The sequence below is a fragment of the Mediterraneibacter catenae genome, assembly GCF_008691045.1.
Taxonomy (GTDB): domain Bacteria; phylum Bacillota; class Clostridia; order Lachnospirales; family Lachnospiraceae; genus Mediterraneibacter; species Mediterraneibacter ornithocaccae.
In genome coordinates this window covers 190,070-208,284 of the sequence record NZ_VMSO01000003.1, presented here as the reverse complement: position 1 = coordinate 208,284, position 18,215 = coordinate 190,070, and the positions used below count along the sequence as shown (strand labels likewise).

The following is an 18,215-nucleotide window of genomic DNA, read 5'->3' as shown; positions in this document are numbered from 1 at the left end:
ATGCGCCCCGTCGCTGCATCACGTAATCATTCTCGTGAAACTCTATTTCATGATCAGTCTATGGAAGTTCTTCTTTCCTTTTTTCAGGATGATCCCTTCTCCTGTAAATTCTTCTTTTTCAAACAGAGCTTTGATATCTGTGATCTTTTCACCATCAATCGAAGTTCCTCCCTGCTGCACCGCGCGTCTTGCTTCGGATTTCGATGGTACAAGTCCTGCTCTTACCAGCATAGTCAGGATATCGATGTTTCCGTCTACAAAATCATCCTCTGTCAGCTCTGTCGTCGGCATCTCAGCCGCATTTCCTTTACTGAAGAGTGCACGCGCGCTCTCCTGCGCTTTCTTCGCTTCTTCCTCGCCGTGCACCAGTTTTGTCAGCTCGTAGGCAAGGATCTCTTTTGCAGTATTGAGCTGTGCTCCTTCCCAGGAATCCATCTTGTCGATCTCCTCCAGTGGGAGGAATGTCAGCATGCGGATGCATTTCAACACATCAGCGTCAGCTACATTTCTCCAGTACTGATAGAATTCGAACGGAGATGTTTTCTCCGGATCAAGCCATACCGCGCCTGACTGCGTCTTGCCCATTTTCTTTCCTTCAGAATTCAGAAGCAGGGTAATCGTCATAGCTCCGGCGTCTTTCCCGAGCTTGCGGCGGATCAGTTCTGTTCCTGCCAGCATGTTGCTCCACTGGTCATCCCCGCCGAACTGCAGATTGCAGCCGTATTTCTGGAACAGCGCATAGAAATCATACGCCTGCATGATCATATAGTTAAATTCAAGGAAACTTAAGCCTCTCTCCATTCTCTGCTTATAGCACTCTGCCGTCAGCATACGGTTTACAGAGAAATGAGGACCGACTTCACGGAGCAGCTCGATATAATTCAGGTCAAGCAGCCAGTCCGCATTGTTTACCATAAGTGCTTTTCCTTCTGAAAAATCAATAAACTTGCTCATCTGCTTTTTGAAGCAGTCACAGTTATGCTGAATCTGCTCCGGAGTCATCATGCTCCTCATATCCGTTCTCCCCGACGGATCACCGATATAACCTGTTCCTCCTCCGATCAGTGCTATCGGTTTATTTCCCGCCTCCTGCAGACGTTTCATCAGACACAGCGCCATAAAATGCCCTACATGAAGGCTGTCCGCAGTCGGATCAAATCCGATATAAAATACCGCTTTCCCATTGTTTACAAGTTCTCTGATTCCCTCTTCATCTGTAACCTGGGCAATCAGGCCGCGCGCCTGAAGCTCTTCATAAATTCCCATCTTTCCACTTCTCCTTTGCGTATAATCAAACACTTTACAAGCGGTCGCCAAGGTCTCGGACAAGCCCGGACTTCGGCTTGTCGAAATAACAAAAACGTCCTTACTGCTCTCGCAATAAGGACGAATAATTAACCGTGGTACCACCTTAATTCACCGGAATTCCTATTCCGGTCTCATTCAGCACAATAACGAGTGCCAGTCCGCCGCATCCTACTCAGCCCCCCCTGTAATGAAGCCTTTCAGTGCGGAGCTCCGAGATGTATTCACAGATAACGTGTCACGCGCCTCTCATCTGCCGGCTGCTTTCTGTCTTCTCCGATAACTGCTACTTCTTCCCTTCACCGCTTTTTACATGATAAATCATATGGTGATATTAGCGTATCCACAGGGGTTTGTCAAGCATCATTTCTCTAAAAGCACATTTAGGGACAGGGTAAAACACGATTGGGGACGTAGTAAAATCGGATTTTACTACGTCCCCAACCGCATTCAAAAGGGATTATATATTAAATTTGGATTTATTTGCAGAGTTTCTTGAATTCGTCTGCAACGAACTGAACTTTTGTTCCAACAATAACCTGTACCGAGTTCTTGCCCGGACGGATCACGCCTGCAACTCCCGCAGATTTGATCTTCTTCTCATCAACCTTTGTGTAATCCTTAATCTCAAGGCGAAGTCTTGTAATACAGTTATCAATGGATGTCACGTTTGCTTTTCCGCCGACACCTTCAAGAATAATCTTCGCCACTTCTGTGAAGTTATCATTGGAAAGAACAACTTTCTTTTCTGCCTCTGTGTCATCATCATCTTCACGGCCCGGTGTCTTCAGATCGAATTTCACGATCGCGAAACGGAATACGATGTAGAATACCACAAATGCTGCAATACCAAGCGGAATGATCATCCATGTATTTGCTGCTGCCGGAAGGGTAGCAGAGAATACGAGGTCAGTAAGTCCGGCCGAGAAACTGAATCCTGCACGGAATCCAACCAGCACTGTGATCACTGTGAAAATTGCGTAAAGCAGAGCATAGATCACGTACAGTACCGGTGCAAGGAACATGAAACCGAACTCGAACGGCTCTGTAACACCGCAGACAAATGCTGCGATAGCTGCAGAACTCAGGAGACCGATAGCAACTTTCTTCTTGTTGCTCTTGGCTGTGTGTACCATAGCCAGAGCAGCACCCGGGATACCGAACATCATACACGGGAAGAATCCTGACATATACATTCCAAGGCTCCATGTTACATCTGCTGATGTCTCGCCTGCCCAGAAGTGAGTCAGGTCGCCAAGGCCAATTGTATCGAACCAGAATACGTTATTCAGTGCGTGGTGCAGACCGAACGGGATGAGCAGTCTGTTGAAGAACGCATACAGTCCGGCTCCGATTGCGTCCAGGTTTACGATCGCTTCACCAAGTGCAACCAGCGCACCGAAGAGGATCGGCCATACAAACAGCAGGACAACAGATACAAGAATGGATACAACACCTGCAATGATCGCTACACAGCGCTTGCCGCTGAAGAATGACAGCCAGTCCGGAAGTTTTGTGCTCTTAAACTTGTTGTAGCACATAGATCCGATAATACCTGCGATGATACCGATGAACGGGTTTGCAATCTTGTCGAATGCAAGTGTAGCATCAGCATTCTCTGCGATTGACGGCATGATAACTGTCACGTTTGCTGTCGCCAGCAGATTTGTGATCATCAGCCAGGAAGCCAGGGCTGCCAGACCGCCAGTACCGTCATTTTCATCCGACATACCGACACCGATACCAATTGCAAACAGGATTGCCATGTTATCAATCAGAGCACCGCCTGCTTTCACCAGATAGTAACCAATCTGCTGGATAATACCTGTTACTTCTCCACCCTGCATTGTCGACGGACACAGAGCGTATCCGATACCCATGAGGATACCACAGATAGGCAGACAAGCAACAGGGAGCATCAAAGATTTACCTAATTTCTGTAAAAACTTCATTATTTTCCCTCCTTGTTTTGACTCTCGTCATAATCCCTTTTTCTATTTCAACCGGACTTCCCGGTTAAAATCACTTTTGATTTTGTTATAAATATGAATCTTACTATGATACTATGATCAGATCATCCCCGGCATTCACCTGCGCGGATCCAATTCCTTCTACCGACGCATAGTCCGGTGTATTGCAGACAAGCACAGGAGTGATCGTGTCATAACCTGCCGCTTTCACTTTCTCCAGATCAACTTCCAGAAGAAGGTCCCCCTTCTTCACATGATCTCCTGCTTTTACGTGGCCGGTAAAGCCCTCGCCTTTCATTTTCACCGTATCAAGCCCGATGTGGATCAGGATCTCGGCCCCGAAGTCAGTTGTCATGCTGACTGCATGGAGCGTATCAAACACCATTCCGATCTCTCCATCTGCCGGAGCATAAAATTTCCCGTCTTCCGGGATGACCGCCGCTCCTTTACCAAGCATCTCCTCTGCAAATGTCGGGTCGCTCACCTCTTTTAAAGGAACAGCTTTCCCCTTCACCGGAGATCCGATTACATTGTTCTTTTCCTTTTTTCTGAATAAATTGAACATCTCTCTCCTCCTGTCTTAAAACACTATTTACTTCCTTCGCTGTATCAGTCTTCCGCCATAGTCACACGTCTTATATGGATGGCTAGATACATTACTTCTTCCCCGGACAGCCTGCAGTCTGTATTTTTTTCGATATACTCAGCAATCTTACGGCTGCACGCGTATTCCTTCGGATATTTCGTACGCATCAGATCAGCCAGTTCATCCTCCTCATTGGGGAGAAGCTCTCTGCGGTATACTCTCTGAAGAAGGAATTTCAGATGGGTTACAAACCGCTCATAGTGAAGCGTCCTCTCATCGAGGACTATGCCCAGTTCATCACTCGTGATCTCAAGAATATCTTTTAGCTGGTTCGGGAAACGGAAGGCATCTCTGATGTCAGTCCCATATTCTGCATTCACGAAATGAAGTGCAATAAATCCCGCTTCATCTTCCGGCAACTCTACACCGATCCGTTCTTTAACCAGCTCCAGCGCATACCGGCCAAGTTCAAACTCATGTGGATAAAATCTTTTAATCTCCCACAGCAGCGCATTCTGCAGGTTGATTCCCTGTTCGAAACGATCGATTGCGAAATTAATATGATCAGTGAGGGTTACATAAATACTCTGGTTCAGTTTCAGGTTAAGATTGCTTTTTGCGAAAGAAATAATATCCGCCGATATCTGGACTCTCTCAAGCGGCATATCCGCAAGAAGCTCCTTGAGCTGATCAGCCGTATCCCGGCTCTTGATCCTGAACACCTTCTCTATCTTTTTCTCGTTGACGGGCTGCCCCGGCCGCACGCCGAAACCAAGTCCCCTTCCCATTACAACGACTTCTCTTCCCGTGTCATCAAAAGCAGAAACGATATTATTATTTATTACCTTTTCTATTAGCATGTTGAACCTTTCAGGAGACAAAAAAACCAAATCTTATAAACATACCCGTAAACGCTATGTTTACAAAATTTGGTTTTGCCTGCCATACAGTAACAATCCTACCGTATTCACTTATTGTTTATAATATAACAGAATCACCCGACAAAGTCAATGCAGTTTTTATTTTTTGTTTATACAATTTATTTTTTATTTATTATTTTTACTGCCTTTTGCCGTTTATATACACGCTCTTAACATTCAGTTCCTCATCAAGCAATACGAAGTCAGCATATTTTCCGGGTGTAATACTTCCGCACCGGTCAAAGATTCCGATTTCTTTTGCAGGATTCATCGTGGCGCATCCGACAGCATCCTCCAGCGGAACCCCCATCTTCTGCACAGCTACACGCAGACATCCCATGAGATTTGTCGCCGAACCTGCTATTGTCCCATCAGCCAGTGTTGCCTTCGGTCCCTTCACAAACACATCCTGACCACCCAGAGTATACTGTCCGTCAGTAAGTCCCGTCGCACGCATGCTGTCACTGATCAAGATTACCCGATCCGCGCCAAACATTGCGAAAGTCGCGCGCACAACCGACGGATGGATATGAACCCCATCACAAATCAGCTCTACATGACATTTCTCGTCGTCACGGGCAGCCCCGATTACTCCAGGGTCTCTGTGATTAAGCGGCGGCATAGCATTATAGAGGTGTGTCACATGGCTGGCGCCCTCTTCCAGCGCTTTGGAAGCCGTATCATAATCCGCCACTGTATGAGCAACAGATACGACCACCTCATCCTTTACTTCACGGATAAACTCAATCGCACCGTCATTTTCAGGTGCAATATCTACAAGCTTGATCAGTCCACCAGATTCTTCCTGCAGCACACGGAAAAGAGCCGTATCACATTTCCTGATATGATCCGCTGCCTGGGCTCCTTTTTTCTTCTCACTGATAAACGGACCTTCCATATTAATTCCTACCAGTCTGGCACCTTCCGTTCCACTATATGAGCCGGCAGTCTTCATAATATTATGCAAATCTTCTTCTGCCAGAGTCATAGTTGCAGGACAGATCGATGTCACACCAACGGACGCTTCATATTTTGCCATATTAGCAATTGCATCTTCCCTGGCATCACAGAAGTCATCTCCCACACATCCATGGAAATGAATATCTACAAGTCCAGGAATCATATAACATCCTTCACCATCCAGAACTTCTCCGTCATCCGCGTTGCCTTCGGAAAATTTACCGTCGACGACCGACACTTCCCCGGGGACAAACGTCTTATCCTCTGTATAAACCTTCACATTTTTTATAATCATGACCTGTACCCCCTAACCCGGTATTTTCAATATAAAACTATTTAGGCATTTTAGAAAGGGCAGCCTGGTCTGCAACGATAACAACATCATTGTGGAATTGCAGGATAGATGCCGGAACTTCCGGGGTCACCGGTCCGTATACCGCCTTTGCCAGGGCATCTGCTTTGTCCTCTCCATTGACAATGAGCAGTATTTTCTTAGCTTTCATGATCGTTCCAATTCCCATTGTATATGCCTGACGCGGCACATCATCCGCAGATGCGAAAAATCTCTTATTTGCCTCGATTGTGCTTTCCGTAAGATCCACACAATGAGTCGTTTTCGCGAAACAATTGTCCGGTTCGTTAAAGCCGATATGACCGTTACGTCCGATACCCAGGAGCTGGATATCCACTCCACCCATGGACTCGATCAATTTCTCATATCTTGCACATTCTTTCTCTGAGTCCATCTGTGTTCCATCCGGTACATTTGTATTATCCGGATTAATATTCACTCTGTCAAACAAATGCTTGTGCATGAAGTAGTAGTAACTCTGATCATTGTCACGTGCAAGACCTTTGTATTCGTCCAGATTCACTGTCTTTACTTCAGAAAAATCCACATCACCTTTGTTATACCACTCTACAAGCTGATCATACATTCCGATCGGCGTAGATCCCGTCGCAAGCCCCAGTACACTGTCCGGTTTAGAAATCACCTGCGCCGACAGAATATTTGCTGCCTTTCTGCTCATCTCTTCATAATTCGCTGTCTCATAGATTCTCATTTCCTTCTCCTCCTTTTTCTACATGACAAAACAGGCCGGCTTCCGCTGCAAAATACCACCGGGGGGGAACATTATTAAGCAGATAGAAATAATCCTGTCCGGCAGATTTTCATATAGAAAAAACCAGACTTTCAGGCATAAAAATATACTTCATCACCTGAAAATCTGGTTTTGCCTCCTGGAAGTAACAATCCAGCCTTCTGATAATTTAATACTAGCAATCACCACGTGTTTTGTCAAGTCATATCAGTATTCAAAACACAGAAAATAAAATTCCTGACTGAACATATGGGCCAAGTATTACCTCCCATATTCGATATCTGTAAGAATCAGACCCTGGGGAGGCGCCGTAGCTCCTGCCAGTCGGCGCTCTGCCGACTCAAGTATGCACTTTACGTCTTCCGGACTCCTGAATCCCCTTCCCACTTCAGTCAGTGTTCCAGCAATAATACGCACCATATTATATAAAAATCCATTTCCTTTGATACGAATCACGATCAAATCCCCTGACTTTTTAATATCCAGCTTATAGATTGTCCTTACTGTAGTTTTTACTCCTGTATGAATGCTGCAAAAGCTTCGGAAATCATGCTCTCCCGTCAGGCAGAGCGCAGCAGCTCTCATCTTTTCCAGATTAAGAGGGAAGGAGACATGCCAGGTATCTCTTCGTCTGAGCGGATCCGGCATCTCCCGATTCAGAATACGGTATTCGTACGTCTTGACAGAATCCTGGTATCGCGGGTGCCAGTCTTCCGGGACCTCTTCCGACTTCACCACCACGATATCCTCCGGCAGTAACGGATTCACCGCATGCGCGAATCTCTCCGGAGGGATCGGAGACTCTGTGTCCAGCACCGCAACATTTCCCCGTGCATGGACACCTGCATCCGTCCTGCTGGCTCCGATAACAGTTACTCTCTGCCCGGTAAGGCGGGAAAGAGCACTATTGAGCACCTCTTCTATTGTAATTCCGTTGGGCTGAATCTGCCAGCCGCAATAATCAGTGCCGTCATAGGCGACGGTAAGTTTAATCCTACGCATAAAAACTCCTGATTGGGGACGTAGTAAAACCGGATTTTACTACGTCCCCAATTAAAATTCACCCTGTCCCAAAGGTGATATTAATCAAGCTACTTCTTTTAAAAAATCCACAATTTAAAAGGGACATATCTTCCAACCACAAACACAAGAACAATATAGATCAAGGTTAAAACATACGCTATCCTGTCTCTGCTCTTATACCGGAGCGGCTTCATCTTTGTACGCCCGTCACCGCCGTGGTAGCAGCGGGATTCCATCGCCATTGCCAGATCGTTGGCCCTGCGGAACGCAGACACGAACAGTGGCACAAGAATTGGCACCATCGCTTTTGCCCTCTGTATAATATTTCCGCTCTCGAAATCTGCCCCCCTCGCCTGCTGGGCTTTCATGATCTTGTCTGCTTCTTCGAGCAATATCGGGATAAACCGCAGTGCAATTGACATCATCATTGCCACCTCATGGACAGGAACATTCAGTTTATTCAAAGGATGGAGCAGTTTTTCCATACCATCAGTCAGTCCGTTCGGAGACGTGGTAAACGTCATGATAGACGAACCAGCCACCAGATACATAAGACGGATTGCCATGAACACAGATGTTCTCAGTCCGCCCTCCGTGATCGTAAAGATCCAGAAATGCGCCAGCACCTCTCCGCTCTGTGTGAGGAACAGGTTCATCACCACGGTAAACAGCAGCAGGATCACGATCGGCTTCAGACCCTTGACAATATACTTCAGCGGCACTTTCGACAGCCGGATCACTGTCCCGAGAAATAGGGTTGCGATCACGTACCCCAGCAGACTATTCTGTATAAAAAGGGATACAAGAAAAAGCAGGGTGCAGACAATCTTCACCCTGGGATCCAGTCTGTGTATCCGGCTGTCTGCCGGGTAATACTGCCCGATTGTTATGTCTCTTATCATAGCAACTCCTCTGTATCTGTAAACTTACTCTCGGCTCCGGAAACATCTCATAATCTCATCCGCAGCTTCCTCTATTGTGGTAACATCCGGAGAAACATCCATTCCCCGTTCTTTCAGATCGTGCATCACATAAGTCACCTGGGGTGCGGCAAGACCGACCTTCTCAAGCTCTTTATAATGACAGAACACCTCTCTCGGCGCACCGTCAAGCATCTTCTCCCCATGATTCATGACGATAATACGCTCCACATATCGCGCAATATCCTCCATGCTGTGTGAGACTAATATGACCGTCATACCTGTCTCTTTATGCAGCTTCTCTACCTGATCGAGTATCTCATCCCGGCCTTTCGGATCGAGTCCCGCTGTCGGCTCATCCAGGATCAGCACTTTCGGTTTCATCGCCAGCACTCCGGCAATCGCCACTCTCCGCTTTTGCCCGCCGGACAGTTCAAACGGTGACTGTTTATAATATTTCTCCGGGAAACCCACCAGCTCCAGGGCTTCTTTGGCGTTCTTCTCGCATTCTTCCTGGGACAGCCCCTGATTCTTAGGGCCAAAACATACATCGCTGATCACGTCCACTTCAAAAAGCTGATATTCCGGATACTGGAACACAAGCCCCACCTGACTGCGAAGCTCACGCATATTATAGCCTTCATCATAGATATTCCGGCCTTCGTAAATAACTTTTCCCGACGTCGCCTTCACCAGTCCGTTCAGATGCTGGATCAGGGTAGACTTCCCCGAGCCGGTGTGTCCGATGATCCCGACAAACTGTCCCTGCGGGATCTCAAAGCTCACATCCTTAAGCGCGTGTTTCTCATAAGCCGTACCCGGGCTGTATACATAACTCACATGTTCTAACGCAATTGACATAATGCCTCCACCAATTCTTCTCTTCTTAAAATCCCTCCCGGCAGATCCAGTCCGCGGTTTCTCAGATTTTCCGCAAGCATCGTCACCTGTGGGACATCCATCCGGTAGCTTTTCAACTCGTCCACCCGGCTGAATATCTCCCGTGGAGTCCCGTGCATTACAATATGCCCGCCATCCATGACAAATACCTGATCAGCATCAATGACTTCTTCCATATAATGTGTGATGAGGATAACAGTGACATTCTTTTTCTTCCGCAGCTCCTCTACCGCACGGATCACTTCTTTTCTTCCGTTCGGGTCCAGCATGGCAGTAGGCTCATCCAGCACGATACATTTCGGTTCCATCGCAAGGACTCCCGCAATGGCCACTCTCTGCTTCTGTCCGCCGGACAGTTTGTTCGGAGAATCCTTCCTGCGTTCGAGCATTCCGACAGCTTTCAGGCTCTCCTCTACACGCTGCCAGATCTCGTCTGTCGGGACTCCCAGGTTTTCAGGACCAAATCCCACATCTTCCTCCACCACGGTTCCGATGATCTGGTTGTCCGGATTCTGGAATACCATACCCGCCGTCTGGCGCACATTCCACAGTTCCGCCGGATCCTTTGTATCTCTTCCGTCCACCCACATCGTTCCGCCTGTCGGAACAAGGATTGCATTCATATGCTTTGCAAGGGTAGATTTTCCCGAACCATTATGACCGAGGATCGCCACAAAAGAGCCCTGCGGCACGTCGATATCAACACCGTCAATGGCACGCTCCGCGCCGATTATATTGCCTTCTTCGTCGCGCTTGTCATATTCGTAGATCAATTTTTCGGCATGTATCATCTCTTTTGGCATGCGCTGTCCTCCGTTCCTCTCTAAAACACAGCAGTCCGGCTCTCTCCATTCACAAAGCCGCACTGTTACTCTAAAACTCATTGCTCTTTATTGTACGGCATCACAAGATATTTTGCAAGACCGCGCAGTCAAATCGCCCGGAGCAAGCATACGAGGCGTCAAATTAACGGAGAGATAAAACTCCCGGAGCAGACAGAACTTTCCTAAGAAACACTCCTGTCCGCCCCGGGAGAGGGCTCACTTCATTCTATATACCTTTGTTCACTCTGACCCCGATCCTTTTCGCATTGCTGCGGATACGGTCATCGGTTGACCGAAGATGCCATCCGGTGATATGTATGCCGGACTCCCCGTATCGCCTTTCCATACTCCAGGATATTTTCCGGCAGAGCCATCCCCACATAACCGGAGTCGCCCAGATGATGCAGGTCTGTCCCTGTCATCTTGCACATCAGCGCAATCTCACGGATGGTAGATGTATCTGCCCCTTCCTGGGAAGTGCCGATCGCAGTCATCGTCATCTTTCCGAGTCTGTGTGCACAGGATACCAGCATGCGGATATATTCCATAGTGATACCCGGCACCGTTCCCGGAGCCGGCATGAGGATCACATCCGCTCCTGCTTCGGCAAAAGCACTCACATCATTTTCCCCGATGATATTCTCACCACTCTCCGCCAGAATCCCTGCAGCATGCATCTTTCCGGCGATCAGCATGATCCGGTCACCGAATTCCTCTCTGAACTTTCTGAGAGTATGGGTGATCGCAACATTTGTTACACCAACACCTGGGTTGCCCGTGAGCACAATGAAATCAACGCCCATCTCTATTGCTTTTCGGGCATTTGCCACAGTCGCAGCACGTCCGGACGTGAGATTCCATTCCCCGTTCGTCTCTACGGCACTCGCTGCATCCGGCTCAAGCGGTTCCAGATTAATGCCCACTGCCCGGCCTGTCAGACGCTTCACCTCACGGATCGTATCTTCCCGTGAGACGTCCGGAAGTCCTTGTATCACAGGCGCATTCACATCGAACAGATTCAGGATGAGCATGTCAGCTCCCATCGCCGAAGCGAATTCGGCATTAGTTACGTCACCCAGCATAGGCCGGACCGAACCGATCGTCTCGCAGACCAGGACACGTCCCTCGCTTCCCGCGATCGACTCTGCCAACTCCCTTCCTGTCATCCTCTGTATTTCCGAAGCCGTACAGTCCAGATATCTCTTACTCATTGTATCACATTCTCCTGTCTGATAGTACTATATCATTCATTTAATCTCAGCTCTCGCTGCCGCATCCTTATAATACTTGAACTCTGTAAACGCTTCGTTCTTGTAAGGATTTTTCTTTCTCTTGACAGAAACATAAATGATATAGGCCAGCGCGATGATATTTGTCACGAGTGCCAGCACGCTCACCACCGTCATCATAGTCGGATCGGCATTGGCGCTGCCGCCCGCGGTAATACCGTTCAGTGTGCCGTCCGCATAGAGCTTCGGCAGCGTTGCCCACGGGAAGAGCTGCGTTCCGTCAGAAAGAGTCTCCTGGAATAGTGGGAATACCTGGGCGAACATACACCAGATACAGAGCGTGTTCGCACGGTTCATGATCCATCCGCCCTTGTTCCACAGCAAAGCTGCAATCGTCGGTGCCAGAAGGAGGGCGATGCCGCAGAACCATGCGTGTGTCGGCAGACAGTTATAAGTATAGGCAAAATTCCAGATATCATACACGATGATATACACCCATATCATATCCGGCCAGATCATGTCTTTCTTATCCTTGGACGAGTATACCGCCCACCATCCTGTCATACAGAAGATATTGATGATGCCGGCAATACCGTTGAACACATTGTGCCAGCCGCCGTACAGCCACACATCCTCCGAGGACAGCCACCAGGAATACCATCCGTTGATTGCAGACTCAAAGTCGCTCGCCACTGCGATCAGGATATTGATGGCTACGATCACGAACGGATACGCCTTGAACCAGTGTGTTTTTCCAATCCCCCATTCGTATTTGATCATCATAAATCCGATACAGCCCGCCAGCGACGCATACAGCTTCGCATAGTGGAACCAGCCATTCATATATACGTGGGTCTGATTGTTGAGTGCCCACTCTGCACCCATCCCGGCGCCCACGGCGATAGCGATGAAGTACACCGTCAGCACGGCCGGGATAATGAAAAACATGATGATACCGCCCGTTTTCGTCCGTCTGGCAAACTCATTCAACAGAATCAGTGCCGCCAGCACTCCGAGCATGGCGATCCACTGCGGTATGGCTTCCGAACCGTAAACGTGAAATAGCATAAATATTACCCCCTTTTCTCTCCGGCAGCATCAGAACTGCCTGTCATTGCGCCTCGATCTCCCGGATATTACATTCATCTCCGGTCACCAGATATGTCTCCCAGCTCCCGCAATGCGGGCACTGCCGTCCATACTCCACGGTCGGATATGTCTCTTTACAAGATTCACAATATGTAACTGCCGGCAGCATCTCAATCCTCATCTGTGCATTTTCGATGAGCGGGAATTTCTTTTTATAATACTCCCAGCAGTCTGTAAGATAATCCGGAACGATAGCGCTCACTTCGCCCACTTCCAGAGTGACAGAAGCAATCTCGCTTAAATTGTTCTCCTCTGCAACACCCTGCAGAGTCTTTGTAATATGTACAATAATCCCTAATTCATGCATAAACTCTACTTTTTCAATTTTATTTTTATCGCACGTTTCAATGCATATGGCAGGATGCCTTTTAGCTTGTCTTCCGCCTTCCTCATCGTGCTCATCTCCGGAAGATCCCGGCTCAGATGAATAGCGTCGAACTCGCATTTCGTCGTACACAGACCGCATCCGATACATTTATTCTCATCCACGACTGTAGCCCCGCATCCGAGGCATCTGGCCGCCTCCGCCTTTACTTGTTCTTCCGTAAATACCGAGCGCAGATCTCGGAAACTTTCTTTGGCAATCCCTGCTTTCCTTCCTGGTATCTGCCGTTTCGCATTGTCGAACTCTTCGATCACGACAGCATCTTTGTCAAGTTCCATAAACTGACGAAGATCACGTCCCAGAGTAAGAGAATGTCCCTCATGCACAAAACGGTGGATCGACTCACATCCCTGCTTGCCCGCTGCGATGGCATCGATGGCGAATTTCGGCCCTGTGTACACATCTCCTCCGACGAAGATATCCGGCTCTTTTGTCTGGTATGTCACCGGATCCGCCTTCGCCGTACCGTTCGCGTTAAACTCTACTGCCGTATCTTTCAGAAGTTCTCCCCACTGAACAGACTGGCCGATAGAGAGAAGTATATTCTCGCATTCCACTGTGATGCATTCGTTTTCGTCGTAAACCGGATGGAATCTGCCGTTTTCATCAAATACAGAAACACACTTCTTTAGAATGATACCTTTCACTTTTCCGGCTTCTGCAAGGATCTCTTTCGGCCCCCAGCCGTTCCAGACTACGACACCCTCCTCGCGGGCCTCTGCCACCTCGTCCGCAGCAGCCGGCATCTCTGCCAGAGACTCCAGACAGTACATGCTCACACTGTCAGAACCCGCGCGCAGCGCTGTTCTCGCCACATCGATCGCCACATTTCCGCCGCCGATCACGACAGTCCGGCCGGAAAGCTTTACGTCAGCAGGGAGCATTTCACTGCCCGGAACAGCCATGTTGTCAACAGACATTGCGCCTTCTTCCGCCAGATTGATCCTTCTCAGAAAGTCCACACCGGTCTGCACACCATCCGCGTCCTCGCCGGGAACTCCCGCCAGCCTTCCGCCCTGGGCACCTACCGCCACGTAGAATGCTTTATAACCTTTTTCTCTGAGCTGCGGGATCGTGATATCTTTTCCAACTTCCACGCCGCATCTGAATTCCACGTCCATCTGCCGGAGTACATCAATCTCGGCCTCGATCACTGATTTCTCCAGACGGAATGACGGGATGCCGTTCAGCAGCATGCCGCCCGGCCGCTCTTCCTTCTCAAACACAGTCACCGGATAGCCTTTTGTCCTGAGATAGTATGCCGCCGACATACCTGCAGGACCTGCACCGATAACTGCAATCTTCTGGTCAAACTGTTTACCTTCATGGTTCTCACAGAGCGGAACATATCGGTGCTCCTCGTGAATCTCCTTCTCTGCTATAAACTTCTTGATCTCATCGATGGCCACCGCTTTATCAATAGTCCCCCTCGTACATTCATCCTCACAGCGTCGATTGCAGATAGCGCCGCACACAGCCGGGAACGGATTATCCTGTTTGATGAGCTTCAGAGCGTCCATATATCTGCCCTCTGCCGCCATCTTGATATAGCCCTGCACAGGGAGATGCGCCGGACAGGCTGTCTTGCACGGCGATGTGCCCGTCTCGTAGCAGTTGATCTTTGCATGATCTCTGTAGTCAGGATCCCATTTATCTCTTCCCCACTTCTCCGTATCCGGAAGAAGCGCCTTCGGGTACTGGATCTCGCCGTGCTTTGTACACAGCTTCTGTCCAAGTTTCGCCGCACCCACAGGACAGACCTCGACACATTTTCCGCACGCCACGCATTTCTCTTTCTCCACATGTGCCCTGTATGCGGAGCGGGACATGTTCGGCGTGTTAAAGAGCTGCGACGTCCGCAGTCCGTTGCACACACCGGGCGCGCAGTTGCAGATCGCAAAGATCTTGTCCTCGCCGTCGATATTTGTAATCTGATGCACAAATCCATTCCGCTCGGCGCGCTCCAGTATCTCCATTACTTCATCGAGATCGATATAGCGTCCCTTTCCTGTCTCCACAAGATAATCCGCCATATCTCCCACACCGATGCACAGATCGCCCTCGATCTCCCCGCACCCTTCACCGCGCATCCTCTGCTGGCGGCGGCAGGAACAGGCCCCCACTGCATATTTGTCCTGATATTTTTTCAGCCAGTGGGAGATATGCTCCACACTCGCGGACTGCTGATGCGCCGGGATTGCCTTCTCCACAGGAATGACATGCATGCCGATACCGGAACCTCCGGGCGGCACCATTGGCGTCACTTTTTCCAGCGGCAGTCGGGACATGTTTTCAAAAAAGTCTGCAATAATCGGATGTTCCTCGGTCTGTTTCTTATTCATCATCATGAATTCCGCACATCCGGGCACGAACATCGGAAGTACATATTGTTTATGGCGGTCTTCATTTTCCCAGTTGTACTCGATCATGCCGATGACAGACATCTCGTCCAGGAGCTTCTGTACCCGTTCTTTATCTTTACCTGATTTTTTCGCAATCTCCTCGAGCGTCATCGGCTTCCTTACTTTCATGGACAGACATACTTCGGCCATCTCATCTGTCAGCACTTCGGCCAGTCCCCAGTACTCGGGATCATCTACAGTCACTTTGTGCCCGATGCGGTCGGTGATCATCTGTCCCAGTTTCAGGATCAGTTTTCTCTCTTCGCTCATTTATCTCCCTCCTTCCAGTCTCTCACCTGTTCTCTGATCCAGTTGTACCATTCCTCCATTCCTTCTCCTGTCTTTGCTGAAATCGGGATGATCTTCATATCCGGATTCAGCCGCAGCACACTTTTCCTGCACGCCTCAAAGTCAAAATCAAAACAAGAAAGCGCATCGATCTTATTGATCAGCAGACAGTGGGATACCTGGAACATAAGAGGATATTTCAGAGGTTTGTCGTCTCCCTCCGGCACGCTTAAGATCATCACGTTCTTTACCGCTCCCGTATCGAATTCCGCCGGACAGACAAGGTTGCCCACATTTTCCAATATGGCAAGATCTACATCGTCCGTTCCCAGTTCCTCGAGTCCCTGTCTCGTCATATCCGCATCCAGATGACACATGCCGCCGGTATGTAACTGGATGACTTTTGCTCCGGTCTCACTGATGGTATCCGCATCCACAGCGCTGTCGATATCTGCCTCCATAACACCGATACGCATCTCTTCTTTGAGTGCTTCGATCGTCCTCTTAAGAGTAGTGGTCTTTCCTCCTCCCGGTGAAGACATCAGATTCAGAAGGAATGTCTGATTCTCCTTCAGCTCCTTCCTTACTTTCTCCGCCTCCTGATCATTGTCATCGAAGATCCGTTTCTTGATTTCGTATACTTTGTACATAAGCCTTCTCCTCTTCTGTTACACTTCCTTTTTCACTGGCTATCGTTTCGCATGCTTTGCCGCATATTGGCACATCTCATGCTCTGTCCGGCCCCGTGCTGCCCGTTCAGGCTGCCAGCCCCCGGATCAGGAGTTTTATCGCGATCTTCACCTGCAGGATAAGCTCGACCTGACTGTCAAGCTCCAACATACTCCCGTTCCATGCGAATCGCTTCATCACTCCGAAGGCCGTATGTGCGAGGGAGTAACAGACTTCATTGGGCGACCACTCAAAATCCAGCGTGCCGTCAGCAAGCCCTTTCTCCAGAGCATCGGTCACGCGGGGCTTCAGACTCATAATGCACTCCTCATACTCTGCCAGCCGTTCTATGTCTATCTCATACCTGCGCACAAACACTTCAAACTCCTGCAGATATTTAAGAAAACCGGTTTCACGCTCGAATATCACAATAAGCGCATCCATAATACATTCAAGCTGCTCCCGCCCGGACATATCGGAATAACGCTTTATCTCTGTGACGTTTAAATATTGACCGGCAATTTTCTTCCAGTATTCGATTCCACTTCGGATTGCAAGCTGGGCTTTCGTCTCGTAATAGCGGTAAATCGTAGCACTGCCGACACCTGCGCGCTCGGCAATTTCATCAATTGACGTCTCTTCAATCCCTTTCTCACAGAACAATACCATCGCCGCCTCCAGGATCTTCTGAGCGCGGTACTGTGTTCTGCGCATTCTGGCTGCGGATTCCTTCATCTTGTATGCCCCTTTCGCATTGCATATTCTGATAGTTATACTATCATATTTGTATATATTTATCAATATTATTGTACATTCACTGTGTTTTTTGTATATATTTTCGATTTGCAATTAAACAGAATGGTTCCTCCGCCGCAGTTTCCGGATTATTTCCGGCACATCACTGAGCGTATCCGCACGCCAATCCCAAAGTCCTTTTTCTTCTGCCGGTGCAGGTGAAAGATCCGGGACTACAACAACTGTACACCCTGCGGCTCTTGCTGCCCGCAGACCGTTTTCACTGTCTTCAAGCACCATACATTCCGATGCTGAAAGCCCCAGTTTCTCTGCTGCTTTCAGAAAAATATCCGGTTCGGGCTTTGATGGCCCCGCCTCCTTCCCGCAGACTGCCGCAGAAAAATACTCTCCAACTCCGGCCAGCTTGAGGTATGACACTGCTTTTTCCCTCTCTGTGGAAGTTGCAAGAGCTGCCGGAATACCTGCATCCCGCAAAAAAACCAGCAGCTGTTTGAGTCCGGGCTTTATCGGAATCCCATTGTCTCTGATCCACTCATCTCCATAGTTTGTTCGGATTGCAAGTGCCGCTTCATATAATTCCGGCTTCCCGGTCACCTGTCCGAAGCGTTTCCGTTTCTCACTGCTTCCAAGCCCTCTGAAAGACGCAATCATATCGTCTGTGATTTCTATTCCGATTTTCCGTCCGGCCGCTTTCCATCCTTTCAGTCCGAGTGCTTCTGTATCGAACATCAGCCCGTCCATATCGAACAATACTCCTCGTATCATGCTTTCTCTCCTCCGCTGTTTCTTTTGCCTCATTCAGCTTTACTATATAGTATAGCAGAGC

17 protein-coding genes and 1 other annotated feature are annotated in these 18,215 nt (G+C 48.8%); all 17 genes read right to left on the bottom strand.

Going from position 1 to position 18,215, the window contains the following annotated elements; translation table 11 throughout:
* Nucleotides 1-42 precede the first annotated feature (42 nt).
* The 17 genes from tyrS to FNY66_RS04150 all read right to left on the bottom strand — a co-directional run bounded on the left by tyrS (nucleotide 43) and on the right by FNY66_RS04150 (nucleotide 18,154).
* Complete coding sequence (gene tyrS, locus FNY66_RS04230; RefSeq protein ID WP_150310376.1) at nucleotides 43-1,266, bottom strand: tyrosine--tRNA ligase; 1,224 nt, start codon at nucleotides 1,264-1,266, stop codon at nucleotides 43-45.
* Between the two features lie 113 nt (nucleotides 1,267-1,379).
* Nucleotides 1,380-1,617, bottom strand: a binding site (T-box leader).
* 167 nt (nucleotides 1,618-1,784) lie between these two features.
* Complete coding sequence (locus FNY66_RS04225; protein WP_087150374.1) at nucleotides 1,785-3,257, bottom strand: PTS transporter subunit EIIC; 1,473 nt, start codon at nucleotides 3,255-3,257, stop codon at nucleotides 1,785-1,787.
* Between the two features lie 103 nt (nucleotides 3,258-3,360).
* Entirely contained in the window at nucleotides 3,361-3,840 is a 480-nt protein-coding gene (locus tag FNY66_RS04220; protein ID WP_087150373.1) for a PTS sugar transporter subunit IIA, read from the bottom strand.
* Nucleotides 3,841-3,884: 44 nt separating this feature from the next.
* Nucleotides 3,885-4,721: a BglG family transcription antiterminator LicT gene (licT, locus tag FNY66_RS04215; protein WP_087150372.1), complete on the bottom strand. Its 837-nt coding sequence runs from the start codon at nucleotides 4,719-4,721 to the stop codon at nucleotides 3,885-3,887.
* A 199-nt stretch (nucleotides 4,722-4,920) separates the two neighbouring features.
* Complete coding sequence (gene nagA, locus FNY66_RS04210) at nucleotides 4,921-6,036, bottom strand: N-acetylglucosamine-6-phosphate deacetylase (RefSeq protein ID WP_150310375.1); 1,116 nt, start codon at nucleotides 6,034-6,036, stop codon at nucleotides 4,921-4,923.
* A gap of 37 nt (nucleotides 6,037-6,073) precedes the next feature.
* Nucleotides 6,074-6,805: a glucosamine-6-phosphate deaminase gene (gene nagB, locus FNY66_RS04205; RefSeq protein WP_087150370.1), complete on the bottom strand. Its 732-nt coding sequence runs from the start codon at nucleotides 6,803-6,805 to the stop codon at nucleotides 6,074-6,076.
* Between the two features lie 300 nt (nucleotides 6,806-7,105).
* Nucleotides 7,106-7,846, bottom strand: coding sequence for a tRNA pseudouridine(38-40) synthase TruA (truA, locus tag FNY66_RS04200; protein WP_087150369.1), 741 nt, complete (start codon nucleotides 7,844-7,846; stop codon nucleotides 7,106-7,108).
* A gap of 98 nt (nucleotides 7,847-7,944) precedes the next feature.
* Nucleotides 7,945-8,769, bottom strand: a complete 825-nt coding sequence (locus FNY66_RS04195; RefSeq protein WP_087150368.1) for an energy-coupling factor transporter transmembrane component T family protein — start codon at nucleotides 8,767-8,769, stop codon at nucleotides 7,945-7,947.
* Between the two features lie 24 nt (nucleotides 8,770-8,793).
* Entirely contained in the window at nucleotides 8,794-9,648 is an 855-nt protein-coding gene (locus tag FNY66_RS04190; protein ID WP_087150367.1) for an energy-coupling factor transporter ATPase, read from the bottom strand.
* Nucleotides 9,633-10,490 carry an energy-coupling factor transporter ATPase gene (locus FNY66_RS04185; protein WP_190324773.1) on the bottom strand — a complete coding sequence of 286 codons (858 nt, stop codon included), beginning with the start codon at nucleotides 10,488-10,490 and terminating at the stop codon, nucleotides 9,633-9,635. Before FNY66_RS04185 ends, FNY66_RS04190 begins: the two co-directional genes overlap by 16 nt.
* Before the next feature lie 302 nt (nucleotides 10,491-10,792).
* Entirely contained in the window at nucleotides 10,793-11,722 is a 930-nt protein-coding gene (locus FNY66_RS04180; protein WP_087150366.1) for a DUF7916 family protein, read from the bottom strand.
* Between the two features lie 36 nt (nucleotides 11,723-11,758).
* Nucleotides 11,759-12,808 carry a DUF5692 family protein gene (locus tag FNY66_RS04175; protein ID WP_087150365.1) on the bottom strand — a complete coding sequence of 350 codons (1,050 nt, stop codon included), beginning with the start codon at nucleotides 12,806-12,808 and terminating at the stop codon, nucleotides 11,759-11,761.
* A gap of 43 nt (nucleotides 12,809-12,851) precedes the next feature.
* Nucleotides 12,852-13,196: a hydrogenase maturation nickel metallochaperone HypA gene (locus FNY66_RS04170; protein WP_087150364.1), complete on the bottom strand. Its 345-nt coding sequence runs from the start codon at nucleotides 13,194-13,196 to the stop codon at nucleotides 12,852-12,854.
* A 5-nt stretch (nucleotides 13,197-13,201) separates the two neighbouring features.
* Nucleotides 13,202-15,946: an FAD-dependent oxidoreductase gene (locus FNY66_RS04165; protein ID WP_150310374.1), complete on the bottom strand. Its 2,745-nt coding sequence runs from the start codon at nucleotides 15,944-15,946 to the stop codon at nucleotides 13,202-13,204.
* Entirely contained in the window at nucleotides 15,943-16,614 is a 672-nt protein-coding gene (gene hypB / locus FNY66_RS04160; protein ID WP_087150362.1) for a hydrogenase nickel incorporation protein HypB, read from the bottom strand. Before hypB ends, FNY66_RS04165 begins: the two co-directional genes overlap by 4 nt.
* A gap of 106 nt (nucleotides 16,615-16,720) precedes the next feature.
* The gene (locus FNY66_RS04155; RefSeq protein WP_087150361.1) at nucleotides 16,721-17,368 is read right to left on the bottom strand and encodes a TetR/AcrR family transcriptional regulator; all 648 of its coding nucleotides are present in this window, start codon (nucleotides 17,366-17,368) and stop codon (nucleotides 16,721-16,723) included.
* Between the two features lie 114 nt (nucleotides 17,369-17,482).
* Complete coding sequence (locus FNY66_RS04150) at nucleotides 17,483-18,154, bottom strand: HAD family hydrolase (RefSeq protein WP_150310373.1); 672 nt, start codon at nucleotides 18,152-18,154, stop codon at nucleotides 17,483-17,485.
* Between the last annotated feature and the right edge of the window lie 61 nt (nucleotides 18,155-18,215).